This is a genomic window from Actinomadura gamaensis, assembly GCF_042652125.1.
In the GTDB taxonomy this organism is placed as follows: Bacteria; Actinomycetota; Actinomycetes; order Streptosporangiales; family Streptosporangiaceae; genus Spirillospora; species Spirillospora gamaensis.
Genome location: NZ_JBHSIT010000020.1, coordinates 65429 through 77583 on the forward strand (window position 1 = coordinate 65429; position 12155 = coordinate 77583).

At 72.6% G+C, this 12155-nt stretch carries 10 protein-coding genes; 4 read left to right on the forward strand and 6 right to left on the reverse strand.

All coding sequences use genetic code 11. The features are described 5' to 3' along the window. Nucleotides 1-120 precede the first annotated feature (120 nt). The 3 genes from ACFPCY_RS41495 to ACFPCY_RS41505 all read right to left on the reverse strand — a co-directional run bounded on the left by ACFPCY_RS41495 (nucleotide 121) and on the right by ACFPCY_RS41505 (nucleotide 3071). Nucleotides 121-933 carry an enoyl-CoA hydratase/isomerase family protein gene (locus tag ACFPCY_RS41495; RefSeq protein ID WP_378265110.1) on the reverse strand — a complete coding sequence of 271 codons (813 nt, stop codon included), beginning with the start codon at nucleotides 931-933 and terminating at the stop codon, nucleotides 121-123. 198 nt (nucleotides 934-1131) lie between these two features. Beyond that, nucleotides 1132-2082 (reverse strand): alpha/beta hydrolase, encoded by a 951-nt coding sequence (locus ACFPCY_RS41500; RefSeq protein ID WP_378265112.1) that lies wholly within the window; start codon nucleotides 2080-2082, stop codon nucleotides 1132-1134. A gap of 227 nt (nucleotides 2083-2309) precedes the next feature. Continuing rightward, nucleotides 2310-3071, reverse strand: a complete 762-nt coding sequence (locus tag ACFPCY_RS41505; RefSeq protein ID WP_378265114.1) for a gamma-glutamyl-gamma-aminobutyrate hydrolase family protein — start codon at nucleotides 3069-3071, stop codon at nucleotides 2310-2312. A 622-nt stretch (nucleotides 3072-3693) separates the two neighbouring features. On the opposite strand from ACFPCY_RS41505, the gene ACFPCY_RS41510 reads away from it, so the two are divergent. The 3 genes from ACFPCY_RS41510 to ACFPCY_RS41520 all read left to right on the forward strand — a co-directional run bounded on the left by ACFPCY_RS41510 (nucleotide 3694) and on the right by ACFPCY_RS41520 (nucleotide 7307). Beyond that, nucleotides 3694-5064, forward strand: coding sequence for a globin domain-containing protein (locus ACFPCY_RS41510; RefSeq protein ID WP_378265116.1), 1371 nt, complete (start codon nucleotides 3694-3696; stop codon nucleotides 5062-5064). A 78-nt stretch (nucleotides 5065-5142) separates the two neighbouring features. After that, nucleotides 5143-6039 (forward strand): RNA polymerase sigma factor SigJ, encoded by an 897-nt coding sequence (gene sigJ, locus ACFPCY_RS41515; protein WP_378265118.1) that lies wholly within the window; start codon nucleotides 5143-5145, stop codon nucleotides 6037-6039. An 80-nt stretch (nucleotides 6040-6119) separates the two neighbouring features. Then, nucleotides 6120-7307, forward strand: a complete 1188-nt coding sequence (locus ACFPCY_RS41520; RefSeq protein WP_378265120.1) for an NAD(P)/FAD-dependent oxidoreductase — start codon at nucleotides 6120-6122, stop codon at nucleotides 7305-7307. A gap of 54 nt (nucleotides 7308-7361) precedes the next feature. Here the strand turns inward: ACFPCY_RS41520 and ACFPCY_RS41525 are convergent, their stop codons facing one another. The 3 genes from ACFPCY_RS41525 to thyX all read right to left on the reverse strand — a co-directional run bounded on the left by ACFPCY_RS41525 (nucleotide 7362) and on the right by thyX (nucleotide 9915). Beyond that, complete coding sequence (locus ACFPCY_RS41525) at nucleotides 7362-8195, reverse strand: helix-turn-helix domain-containing protein (protein ID WP_378265217.1); 834 nt, start codon at nucleotides 8193-8195, stop codon at nucleotides 7362-7364. Between the two features lie 101 nt (nucleotides 8196-8296). Continuing rightward, nucleotides 8297-9016 carry a dienelactone hydrolase family protein gene (locus ACFPCY_RS41530; RefSeq protein ID WP_378265122.1) on the reverse strand — a complete coding sequence of 240 codons (720 nt, stop codon included), beginning with the start codon at nucleotides 9014-9016 and terminating at the stop codon, nucleotides 8297-8299. 167 nt (nucleotides 9017-9183) lie between these two features. Then, the gene (gene thyX / locus ACFPCY_RS41535) at nucleotides 9184-9915 is read right to left on the reverse strand and encodes an FAD-dependent thymidylate synthase (protein WP_378265124.1); all 732 of its coding nucleotides are present in this window, start codon (nucleotides 9913-9915) and stop codon (nucleotides 9184-9186) included. Between the two features lie 175 nt (nucleotides 9916-10090). On the opposite strand from thyX, the gene ACFPCY_RS41540 reads away from it, so the two are divergent. Beyond that, nucleotides 10091-12154, forward strand: coding sequence for a molybdopterin-containing oxidoreductase family protein (locus ACFPCY_RS41540; RefSeq protein ID WP_378265126.1), 2064 nt, complete (start codon nucleotides 10091-10093; stop codon nucleotides 12152-12154). Nucleotide 12155 lies beyond the last annotated feature (1 nt).

The following is a 12155-nucleotide window of genomic DNA, read 5'->3' on the forward strand; positions in this document are numbered from 1 at the left end:
CTCCCCACCGAGCCGCCCGGCCGGACGGCGGTCGACTGAGCGCGGAGTCGACCAGTCGACCGCGGAGACGAGCAGTCGAGTGCGGAGACGAGCAGTTGAACGCGTACGGTCAGCGAGTGGTCATTCGAACTTCGGGGGGCGCTTTTCGCGCAGCGCGGCCACACCCTCCCGGACGTCGGGGCCGGCGAAGCCGAGGAACTCCATGGCCAGGGACGCGTCGAACGTCGGCTGCGCCAGCCGCAGCCAGCTGTTGAGGGCGTGCTTGGTGGACGCGATGGCCTCCGCCGAGCCGCGGGCCAGGCGGGTGGCGATCGACAGGGCGCGCTCGTGCACCTCGTCGTCCTCGACGCACAGGCTGACCAGGCCGATGCGCTCGGCCTCCGCACCGGACAGCGTGTCGTTGAGCAGCAGGTAGTACTTGGCCTTCGCCATCCCGCACAGGAGCGGCCAGACCAGCGCCGCGTGGTCGCCCGCCGCGACGCCGAGCCGGGTGTGCCCGTCGATGATCTTCGCGGTGCGTCCCGCGACCGAGACGTCGGCGAGCAGCGCGACCGCCAGGCCGGCGCCGACCGCCGGCCCCTGCACGGCGCTGACCACTGGCTTCCCGCAGTTCACGACGTTCATCACGATGTCGCGGGCCTCGCGCATGATGCGCACGCGAGCGGCGTGGTCGTCCATCATCTCCTCGATCATGGACAGGTCGCCGCCCGCCGAGAACGCCGCCCCCTCGCCCCGGACGAGGATCGCGCGAACCTCCGGATCGGCGTCGGCGTCCCGCCAGATCTCCGCCAGCTCCCGATGCCCCGTGGTGTCGACGGCGTTGAGCCGCCCGGGAGCGCTGAGCGTCACACGCAGCACCCGCGGCGCGGCCCAGTCGAGCTTCAGGCGCTCATACCGGTCGTAGCGCACGTCCCCAGTCGCATTAGTGCTCATCCACACACCCTTCCCGCATGTCCTCACTCACGGTCCCACGTCCCACGCCCGGCCACACCCCTCCGACCGGAGCTTCAGGCTTCCCCCGCGCGACTCGCCAAGCTCAGCCCCTCAAGAACGATCGAACACGGCCTTGTGCCTTCGTGCGCGTCATGCGCGTTCTTGCGCGTTCGCGGTCGGTTGAGCGTTCGTGGTCGGTTAAGCGTTCGGGTTCGTCGTCGGGGTGGCAGGGGACGTGCCGAATGCGGCGCGCAGGCGGCGGACGGCGAACTCGCGGGCCTTCACGCCGTCCTGGAAGATCTCCGGGAGCAGGAAGAAGGAGTGGATCGTGCCCGGATAGCGGCGGTGCACGATCGGAACGCCCGCGGCCTCCAGCCGGCGGGCGTACTGTTCGCCCTCGTCGCGCAGGATGTCGTGGTCCGCGGTGATCACGGTGGCGGGGGCCAGGCCGGACAGGTCGGGGGCGCGCAGCGGGGCGAGGCGCGGATCGGCGGGGTCGGCTCCGGCCCGGTAGAGGGCGGCGAAGCGGCGCAGGGTCGCGGCGTCCAGGCCGTATCCCTCGCCGTAGGCGTCCCAGCTCGCGGTGTCGGCGGACGTGTCGGTCACCGGGTACACCAGCAGCTGGTGGACGAGCCGGACGCCCCGGTCGCGGGCGAGCAGCGCGACGACGGCGGCGAGGTTCCCCCCGGCGCTGTCCCCGGCGACCGCGATCGTTTCGGGCGCGATCCCGAACCTCTCCGGACGGCGGGCGAGAGCGTCGACGACCGTCCACGCGTCCTCGATCGCCGCCGGGAAGGGATGCTCGGGCGCGAGCCGATAGCCGACGTTCAGGACGACGCATCCCGCCTCGGCCGCCAGGTCGCGGCACAGCGGATCCCCGCTCTCGATCCCGCCGAGCACCCAACCGCCGCCGTGCAGGTACACCAGGGCGGGCAGCGGGCCCGCTGCCCGCGGGACGGGCCGATACAGCCGGACCGGAACCGCGCCGTCCGCCCTGGGAACGGTGAGGTCCTCGACGTGCGGCAGCTCTCGCCGACCGTCCGGGAGCCGCAGTTCGCTCAGCTCCCGCATCTCCTCGATCGTCCACTCCTCGCCGTCGGACGAGCGCATCCCGGCGAGGAAGTCCTCGGCGGACGGTTCGGGCGACACGCGGCACCTCCCGGAGCGACGGCGGATCTCCCTCGCCTTCCCTCGAAGGCTCTGCCCCAACCGTCCCGGCCATGTGGCGTTCGTCGCCGCGGGTCATGCATCGCCACGGTCTTTCGCCGCTGCGAGTCATGCGCCGCCGCGGGTCTTTCAGCGCCGCAGTCTTTCGCCGCTGCGAGTCACGCGCCGCCGCGGGTCACGCGCCGCCGCGGGTCATGCGCCGCCGCGGGTCAGCGGTCCGACGCCTCGGCGACCAGGGCCTCGAACAGGCGCCGGTCGTCCCCCTCCTCCGGATGCCACTGGACGGCCAGCCCGAACCGGTGGCCCTGGAGCTCGACCGCCTCGACGACCTGGTCCTCGGCCCACGCGACGGCGGCCAGCCCCTTGCCGAGCCGGTCGGCGGCCTGGTGGTGGTAGGTCGGGACGTCGGCGACCTCCCCGAGGATCTTCCCGACCGTGCTCGTGGGGCTGATCCGGACGCGATGCCGGCCGATCACCCCGACGTCCGGGGCGTGCCCGCGGTGGCCGAGCACGTCCGGCAGGTGCTGGACGAGCCCGCCGCCGCGCGCCACGTTCAGGAGTTGCATCCCCCGGCAGATGGCCAGGAAGGGCAGGTCGGCGGCTATCGCCGCGCGCAGCAGCGCGAGTTCGAACCGGTCGCGGCCGGGCTGCGGCGCGCCGGTCTCGGCGTGGCGGTCCGCGCCGTAGAGGCCGGGATCGACGTCCGCGCCGCCGGCGAACACGATCCCGTCCAGGCCCGCCACCAGCGCCGCGACGCCGCGCAGGCTCCCGGTCGGCGGCAGCAGCACCGGCACGCCGCCCGCCCGCTCGACCGATCGGATGTAGGGGGCGGGCAGCACCGCCGCCTCGCGGACCCACACGCCCCACCGCGCCGGTTCCAGATAGGTGGTGATCCCGATGAGCGGCGGCTCCGCGCCCCGCCCCTCGCCGGACGGCTCGTCCGTGGCAGCGTGCCCTGTCGTGTCCGCCATGCGCGCTTTCCCTCCCTGCCTTCGGGACCTCGCCGCACTTCCGAAGTGCGGCGCTTTTCCCGCATTCGCGGGGCCATGATGCTTCATGCGCGACGTTGGCCGTCCACCCCACTTGGCCCCGCTACCGGGCAAGCTTGCCGCATCGTCCCGATATCCGCAGGCCAACGGCCATACGCCGGTCCAACCTCGCATCCGACATCGCGTCCCGTCGGACGGGGCCGCGGCCGAGCCGGTTCCGGGCGGCCATGGACCCTCGCCCCGAAATCTGCAACCTCATACCGGGGTAGAGAAACGCCCACCGAGTGGCCGGACTTACGCCGCCGTCCCGGCCCGTCCGGATAATCGCGAAAGCCCTCCACGGCTCGCGGGGCCCGTCCTGACGTCCGCTCCGCGAAGGTGCCAATACCGATCAGTATGCATCCTCGTGACCGATGATTCTCGATTACGTAGAATGATGCGCCGATCACTCTTCGACGTAATGCACGGCAGTTGGCGCGAAACGGTTGAGAATCATCGCTCCCCGGTGCGAGAATCTCGGACAGCCGGACAAAGCCGAGGGCGCCCGAAGCGCCGGGGAACATCGGCGTCCGGTCCGAGAAAAGCTGGGGGGCGAAACTCGACAATGTCCCTGGAACCCCGGATCGTCAAAGAGAGTTTCAGCCACATCGAACCGGACGGAGAACGCGCCACGGCCTATTTCTACGGTCGGTTATTCGCCGAGAATCCACGACTTCGCACGCTGTTCCCACCCGCCATGGACCTCCAGCGCGACCGGCTGTTCCACGCGCTCACCACCCTCGTGTGGAGCCTGGACAGCCCCGACTCCCTGGCCCACTACCTGAGCGCACTGGGCCGCGACCACCGCAAGTTCGGCGTCCGGCCCGAGCACTACCCCGCCGTCCGCGCGGCCCTGCTCGCCACGATGCGCCGGTTCTCCGGCGAGGCCTGGACGGCCGCGACCGAGGCCGCCTGGTCCACCGCCTTCGACGCCGCCGCCGAGATCATGATCGCCTCCGCCGAGCAGGACGCCCGGTACGCCCCGCCCTGGTGGGTCGCCGAGGTGGTCGAGCACGAGCGCCGCACGTCCGACATCGCCGTCCTGACGCTGCGCCCGAGCCAGCCGCTGCGGTTCTCGGCCGGCCAGTACATCACCGTCCAGACGGCGCGCTGGCCCCGCGTCTGGCGGCCGTACTCGATCGCTAACGCGCCGCGCGCGGACGGGCTCCTCCGGCTGCACGTCCGGGCGATCCCGGGCGGCTGGGTCAGCGGCGCGCTCGTCCGGCACACCGGCGTCGGCGACACGCTCCTGCTCGGTCCCGCGCTCGGGACCATGACGCTCACCGCCGACCCCGGCCGCGACCTGCTCCTGGTCGCCGGAGGCACCGGCCTGGCGCCGCTCAGGGCGATCGCCGAGCAGGCCGCGTCCGCCGGACGCCACCGCGAGGTGCACCTGCTGTTCGCCGCCCGCACCGAACGCGACCTCTACGACCTGGCCGAACTGCGCCTGCTCGAATCGTCCTGCCCGTGGCTGCGGGTCGTCCCCGTCCTGTCGGACGCCCGGGACGGCGACGGCTCGTCCGGCGTCAACGCGCTGCCCGGCACCGCCGCCGAGGTCCTCGACCGGTTCCGCGACTGGTCCGACCACGACGTCTACATCGCCGGCCCCGCCGCGATGATCCGCTCCACCGCGACCAGGCTCCACGAGCTCGGCGTCCCGCCGGAGCGCATCCACCACGACCTGCTCGAAGCCGAGCAGCGCGAAGAACTCGCGCGCCGCGCCCACGACCGAACGCCGCCCTCCGTCTGCCCCATCGCCGGTCACACCGCTCCCGAACCAGCCGAAGCCACCGCACGAGCGTCCGAAGCCACCGCACCGGCTTCCGAACCCACCGCACCAACCCCCCAACCCGCCGCACCAACCCCTCAACCCGCCGCACCGACCCCCGAACCCGTCACCGCCGGAGCCGCTCCCACCCACTCCGATCGCTCGTGACCGCGTCGCCGAATCCGCCGCCTGCCGCCCGGTACCTGCGAGCTGTCACATCCCGCGGGGCTACCTCGTCCTCTTGACATGAAGGACGAGGACGAGGTGCCGGCCGCGTTCGAAGCGATCCGAGGCCGGTTGATGGGCGTGGCCTACGCGCTGCTCGGCAGCGTGGACGAGGCCGAGGACGTGGTCCAGGAGGCATGGCTGCGCCTGTGCAGCACCGACCCCGACCGGATCGAGGACCCGACCGGCTGGCTGATCGTGACGGTCTCGCGGATCGCCCGGGACGTGCTGAAGTCGGCCCGGTACCGCCGCGAGGAGTACGTCGGGCCCTGGCTGCCCGAGCCCGTGGTCGCCGCGGCGGGGCCGTCCCGTCCGGACGCCGCGGCCGACCCCGCCGATCGGGTCACCTTCGACGAGACGCTGAGCATGGCGATGCTGGTGGTGCTGGAATCGCTCACGCCCGCCGAGCGCACGGCGTTCGTGTTGCACGACGTGTTCGGTCTGCCGTTCGACGAGGTCGGGCGGGTCGTCGGACGGAGCGCGCCGGCCTGCCGCCAGCTCGCCGCGCGAGCGCGCAGGTACGCCGCCGCTCGGGCGCCTCGCTTCGAGGCTTCGCTGGCGGAGCAGGAGCAGGTCGTGTCCGCGTTCGCCACGGCGTGCGCCACCGGTGACCTCGCCTCGCTGCTCACGCTGCTGGACAGCGACGTCGTGCTGCGCAGCGACGGTGGTGGCGTGGTGAGCGCGGCCCGCAGGCCCCTGCACGGTGCCGAGCGGGTCGCCCGCTACCTCGCCGGTATCGCCCGGCGCCAACCCGACTCGGCGCTTCGGCCCGTCACGGTGAACGGGCGGGCCGGACTGCTGCGCACGCACCGGAGCGCGGTGACGGGCGTGATGGCGGTCGCCGTGGCCGACGGCCGGGTGACCTGCGTGGACTTCGTCCGCAACCCCGACAAGCTCCTGCACGTGCGTGCCTTCTGAGCACGACGCCTTCTCACGACCGCGCGGACGCGCCCGAGCGCCGGTCCGCGGAATCACTGGATCAAGAGGGAGATCTCGTCATGCCGGATGTGCTGGTGCTGGGCGGCGGGTTCGCCGGAGTGTGGAGCGCGGCGGGCGCCGCGCGGCTGCTCGGCGGCGACCGCGTGACGCTCGTGTCGGCGAGCGACGACATGGTCATACGGCCGCGCCTGTACGAGGCCCGGCCCGGGGACAAGCGGGTGCCGCTGGATCGGGTGCTGCGCCCGATCGGCGTGCGGCGGCATGCCGCGCACGTCACCGATGTCGACACCGTCCGGCGCCGCGTCACCGTCATCGCCGAAGGACGCGAGAGCGAGCTCGGGTACGAGCGGCTCGTCCTCGCCACCGGCAGCCGGCTGGTGCGGCCTTCGATGCCCGGCGCCGAATGGCTCCACGACGTGGACACGCTGGACTCCGCCATCGCCCTGGACGCCCATCTCCACGCGTTGCCGGACGAGCCGGGCGAGGGCCGATTCACCGCCGTGGTCGTCGGCGCGGGATTCACCGGCCTGGAGGTCGCCACCGAGCTGGTCGGCCGGTTGCGCGACATCAGCGGTGACGCCGAACAGGTGCGCGTCGTCCTGGTCGAGCGCGCACCGGACATCGGCCCCGAACTCGGGCCCGGCCCCCGGCCCGCGATCACCGCGGCGCTCGATGAGCTCGGGATCGAACGGCACCTGGGCGCCACCGTCGAGAAGGTGGAGCGCCGCGGGGTCCGGCTCTCCGACGGGACCTGGATCGCCGCCCGGACCGTCGTGTGGACGGCGGGCGTCCAGGCCAGCCCGCTGACGCGAGCCGTCCCGGGCGACCGCGACCGGATCGGACGCCTCGTGACCGACGAGTACCTGCGGGTCCGCGGCGTGACCGGCGTGTACGCGGCGGGCGACACGGCCGCGGCCCCCGCGGACGAGACGCACACGGTCATGCCGAGCTGCCAGCACGCCCTGCAACTGGGACGCCATGCCGGGCACAACGTCGCGGCCGACCTGCTCGGCATACCCCTGGTGCCGTTCACGCCCGACCCCTACGTCGTCTGCCTGGACCTGGGCGACGCCGGCGCCGTGACCGCCCGGGGCTGGGACCGGATCGTCCACACCACCGGAGCGGTCGCCAAGGCGCGCAAGCAGCAGGTCAACACCCAGTGGATCTACCCGCCGCTCGACGACGCGGAAGAGATCCTGCGGCGCGCCGACTACCGCGTCTCCACCCGCCCCACGAGCTCCGCCTGAACACCCGCTGCCGCCCGGAAGTGCCCGATGCCGTGACCCGTTCAGCGGGAGAGGTCACCAGCCGGCGCGGGTCCGGAGGTAGTCGGAGGTCGTCGCGTCGGCCGGGTAGAAGGACTCGATCGCCAGTTCGGCGACGGTGATGTCGACGGGGGTGCCGAAGGTGGCGATGGTGCTGAAGAAGGAGAGGTCCGCGCCGTCCACCCGGATGCGGAGGGGGACGAAGACGTCGTGGCCGGTCGACGGGACGGCCGCCTCTTCCAGGGGGTCCGAGCCGGGGAAGTCGCGGAGCTCCTTGTAGAGGCGTTCCAGGGCCGGGTCGGCGGTGAGGGCGACGTGGCGGCGGACGCGGTCGACCATGTGCGCGCGCCACTCGCCCAGGTTGAGGATGTACTGGGCGATGCCGTCCGGGTGCATGCTCAGCCGCAGCACGTTCAGCGGCGGTTCCAGCAGGTGCGGCGGCGCGAGGTCGGTGAAGATCGACGCCGCCTCGTTGGCGTCGACCAGGTTCCAGAAGCGGTCCACGACGACCGCGGGGTAGGGCTGGTGGCCGTCCAGGACCTGACGCAGCGCGCCGCGCACCGCGTCCATCCGGGGCTCCTCCATGGGCGTCTCGGAGTACATCGGCGCGTATCCGGCCGCGACCAGCAGCAGGTTGCGGTCGCGGAGCGGCACGTCGAGGTGCTCCGCCAGGCGCAGCACCATGTCGCGGCTCGGCGCCGAGCGCCCGGTCTCGACGAAGCTCAGGTGCCGGGTCGAGACGTCCGCCTCGGACGCCAGTTCGAGCTGGCTCAGCCTGCGGCGCTGCCGCCAGGCGCGCAGCTGCTCGCCGATCGGGCGGGCGTCGCCGTAGGAGGAGGACGTCGAGGGCTCGGAGTACGTGGTGGTCATCACGTCGCAGACGTTATCGACACCCACGTCAGGAACACGATGACCTGAGGGGTAATGCCCCGGACGTCGTGGATTCGCCGTGGATTCGCCGGCTGGCGCCTTTACGTTGTAGATCCGTTTTCGAGCCGTCCGTCCAGGAACTTGAGGATCCGCTCCCACGCCTCGGGCGCCTGCTCCTTGCCCTTGCCGATTCCGAGCACCACCCGGGCGACCATGGTGAGCGGCTGCGGTACCAGCACCTCCGAATCGGTGAGGAAGCCGTGCCCGGCTCCCGGATACTCCTTCACGTCGTGCGGGACGTCGAGCACGGTCAGGGCCCGCTCCAGCTTCGCCGCCGCGCCCGAGAGCGTCCGGTCCGCTCCGCCGTAGGTCGCGACGATCGGGCAGGCCCCTTCGAGCACCCGCTCGGCGTGCCGGGGAACGATCCCGTAGTTGGCCGCCGCCGCATGGAAATCGAGTTTCGCCGCCGCGACCAGCGCGAACCCGCCGCCCATGCAGAACCCGACGACCCCGACCCGTCCCGTGCAGTCGTCCCGCCCGGCCGCCCACCGCCGCGCCGCCTCGATGTGCGCGAACGTGGGGCCCCGCCGGGCGAACATGTCCCGGAACGCCTTCCGCACGCAGCGCAGCCAAGGCCGACCCTCGTAGAGGTCCGGCAGTACCGCGAGGTAGCCGCGTGCGGCGAACCGGTCCGCCTGCGCCCGCATGTCCGTGTTGTCGCCGAACGCCTCGAACAAGATGACCACCGCGGGCCAGGGCCCCTCCCCCTCGGGCACGGCCAGGTAAGCGGGCAGGTCACGGGAAATCCTGATCTCCGGCATGCCAGCACCCTCCCCCATCCGTCCACCCCTGCCCAGCCCCAATCCGCCCTGCTCGGGCGAACCGGCAGGACACGGCCGCCTCACGTGTCGAGGGCCACATGCGGACGGGCCGGGCGGGGGCGGGCGAACCGGCGGACGTCAGGAGCCGCCGCGGCCCCCGGCGGAGGTCAGGGGCAGACGCGGCCGTTGGCCTCGAAGGCGGCGTGGGTGAGGGGCATCAGGGCCGCCCACTGCTCCTCCATCTTCTCGGCGACCATCTCGATCTCGCGCTGCGGGAAGGACGGGAAGGTCGAGTCCTCGCGCTTGGTGCGCAGGGACAGGAAGTTCATCAGGGCGCGGGCGTTGCAGGTGGCGTACATCGAGGAGTACAGCCCGACCGGGAGGACGGTGCGGGCGACCTCGCGGGCGACGCCCGCGTCGAGCATCTCCAGGTACGCCCGGTAGCTCTGGCGGTAGCTCTCCTCGGCGGCCTCGGTCACGAGCTTGTGCTGCTCGGGGGTGCCGTCCACGAAGACGTACTTGCCCGGCCTGCCCTCCTGGACGAGCTTGCGCTCGGGGCCGGGGACGTAGAAGACCGGCTCCAGCTTGCGATACCGCCCCGACTCCTCGTTGTAAGAGAAGGTGCGGTGACGCATGAACTCGCGGAAGACGAAGATGGGGGCCTTGACGTAGAAGGTCAGGGAGGAGTGCTCGAAGGGGGTGCCGTGGCGGTCGCGCATGAGGTAGTTGATCAGGCCGCGGGAGCGCTCGGGGTCGGCCTCGATCTCGGCGAGGGAGCTCTCGCCCTTGGTGGAGACGCGCGCCGCCCACAGGACGTCGGCGTCCGACGCGGCGGACTTGATCAGTTCCACCTCCACGTCGCTGCGGAACTCGATGTCGAATGCGTCGTCTGCGGACACGCCGATCCCCCTCCTGCTGCTTCCGTACGGCCCTTCTGAACGGCCTCGGAAACTCTAGCCGGGGGCGCCGACAGTCCCGGCCCGGCGCGGCGTAACGTGCGTCGCACGGTGTCGGTACTGACGATGATGCACCAGACTGATGGGGAAGGTCGCGTTCAGGAGGGGTCGGTAGCGGATGTCCGAGCTGAAGGTGCTGGGTGCCTGCCCGTTGGACTGCCCGGACGGGTGCTCGTGGGTGGTGACCGTCCGGGACGGGGAGGCGGTCGGGCTGCGGGGCAACCCGGCGCATCCGTACACGCGGGGCGCGCTGTGCACGAAGGTGAACCGGTGGCTGGAGCGGGCCGGGCAGGACGACCGGATCCTGCATCCGCTGCGGCGGGTCGGGGCGAAGGGCGAGGGGCGGTTCGAGCGGATCTCGTGGGACGAGGCGCTCGACGAGATCGCCGAGCGGCTCGGGAGCGTCGTCGAAGAGTTCGGCGGTGAGGCCGTGTGGCCGTACTGGGGCATGGGGACGCTCGGGTACGTCCAGGGGCTGGAGGGCCAGGCCGGACGGCGGTTCTTCAACGTGCTGGGCGCCTCGGCGCACCGGGCGGACATGTGCTCGGCGGCGGGCGGCGCGGGGCTGGAGCTGGCGATGGGGTCGGCGGGCGGGCTCGACCCTGAGGACCTCGCGCACGCGCGGCTGATCGTCCTGTGGGGGACGAACACGCTGACCAGCGGGCACCACCTGTGGAAGTTCGTGCAGGCGGCGCGGCGCGAGGGCGCGTACGTCGTGGCGATCGACCCGGTGGCGACGCGGACGGCACGGCAGGCGGACGAGCACCTGGCGCCGATCCCGGGCACGGACGCGGCGCTGGCGCTGGCCCTGATGAACGTGATCGTGGGGCTGGGCGCGCAGGACCGGGACTTCCTGCGCGATCACACGCTGGGCTGGGAGGAGTTCCGGGAGCGGATCGCGGCGTTCCCGCCGGGGGTCGCGGCGACGATCACCGGGATCCCGGCGGACCGGATCGTGGCGCTGGGCGAGCGGATCGCCCGGACGCGTCCGACGGCGATCCGGGCGACGCAGGGGCTGCAGCGGCACGGCGGAGGCGGGTCGGCGCTGCGGACGCTGGCGTGCCTGCCGGGGATCACGGGCGACTGGAAGCTGCGCGGGGGCGGGCTGTCGTACTCGACGTCCGGGCACGTCCCGCTGAACAAGGCGGCCCTGCACCGGGACGACCTGCGCCCCGGTCCGGTTCGGCGGCTGTCGATGTCGCGGCTGGCGGAGGGCCTGCTCGACCTGGACGATCCGCCCGTGAAGGCGCTGTTCGTGATCGCGGCGAACCCGGTGGCGAGCGCGCCGGACCAGAACCGCGTGCGGCGGGGCCTCGCCAGGGACGACCTGTTCACCGTGGTCCTGGAGCAGTTCCCGACGGACACGGCGGCGTACGCCGACATCGTCCTGCCCGCGACGATGCAGCACGAGCACGCCGATCTCCACGACGGGTACGGGCACCTGTACCTGGCGTGGAACGAGCCCGCCGTCGCGCCTTCCGGCGAGTGCCTGCCGACGACCGAGACGTTCCGGCGGCTCGCGCGGCGCATGGGGATGACGGAGCCCGCGCTGTTCGAGTCGGACGAGGAGCTGGCCGAGCAGGCGCTGTCGGGCGGCCATCCGTACCTGGAGGGCATCACCCTGGACCGGCTGCGGAAGGAGGGCTTCGTCCGGCTGGCGGTGCCCGATCCGTTCCTGCCGTACGCGGACGGCTTCCCGACGCCTTCGGGGAGGCTGGAGTTCCGGTCGGAGACGGCGGCGGCGCTCGGGCACGATCCGCTCGCCGGGTACGTGCCGTCCGGCGAGGGCGCGGACGCGGAGCGGGCGGAGAGGTACCCGCTGATCCTGATCTCCGCGGCGTCGCACTTCTTCCTCAACAGCATGTTCGGGGAGAACGCGGAGCTGCGGCGGCGCGCGGACGGCGGCCCGGTGCTGCGGCTGCACCCGGACGACGCGGCGGCGCGGGGCATCGCGGACGGCGACCGGGTGCGGGTGAGCAACGAGCGCGGCGCGTTCGAGGGGACCGTCGCGGTGACCGACGAGGTCCGTCCGGGCGTCGCGGCGACGACCAAGGGGTACTGGCCGCGGCTGTCGGGCGGCGCGAACGCGAACGCGGTGGTGGCCGAGCGGACGACCGACCTCGGCGCGGGCCCGGTGTTCCACGACACCCGCGTGGAGGTGGCGGCGGTCCCGCTACGCTGAC

What these genes read in the sequence shown, in the direction of transcription:
- ACFPCY_RS41495 (WP_378265110.1), bottom strand. Translation starts at nt 933, where the DNA reads ATGAGCACTAATGCGACTGGGGACGTGCGCTACGACCGGTATGAGCGC.
- ACFPCY_RS41540 (WP_378265126.1), top strand. Translation starts at nt 10,091, where the DNA reads ATGTCCGAGCTGAAGGTGCTGGGTGCCTGCCCGTTGGACTGCCCGGAC.
- ACFPCY_RS41525 (WP_378265217.1), bottom strand. Translation starts at nt 8,195, where the DNA reads ATGACCACCACGTACTCCGAGCCCTCGACGTCCTCCTCCTACGGCGAC.
- ACFPCY_RS41505 (WP_378265114.1), bottom strand. Translation starts at nt 3,071, where the DNA reads ATGGCGGACACGACAGGGCACGCTGCCACGGACGAGCCGTCCGGCGAG.
- sigJ (WP_378265118.1), top strand. Translation starts at nt 5,143, where the DNA reads ATGAAGGACGAGGACGAGGTGCCGGCCGCGTTCGAAGCGATCCGAGGC.
- ACFPCY_RS41510 (WP_378265116.1), top strand. Translation starts at nt 3,694, where the DNA reads ATGTCCCTGGAACCCCGGATCGTCAAAGAGAGTTTCAGCCACATCGAA.
- ACFPCY_RS41530 (WP_378265122.1), bottom strand. Translation starts at nt 9,016, where the DNA reads ATGCCGGAGATCAGGATTTCCCGTGACCTGCCCGCTTACCTGGCCGTG.
- ACFPCY_RS41520 (WP_378265120.1), top strand. Translation starts at nt 6,120, where the DNA reads ATGCCGGATGTGCTGGTGCTGGGCGGCGGGTTCGCCGGAGTGTGGAGC.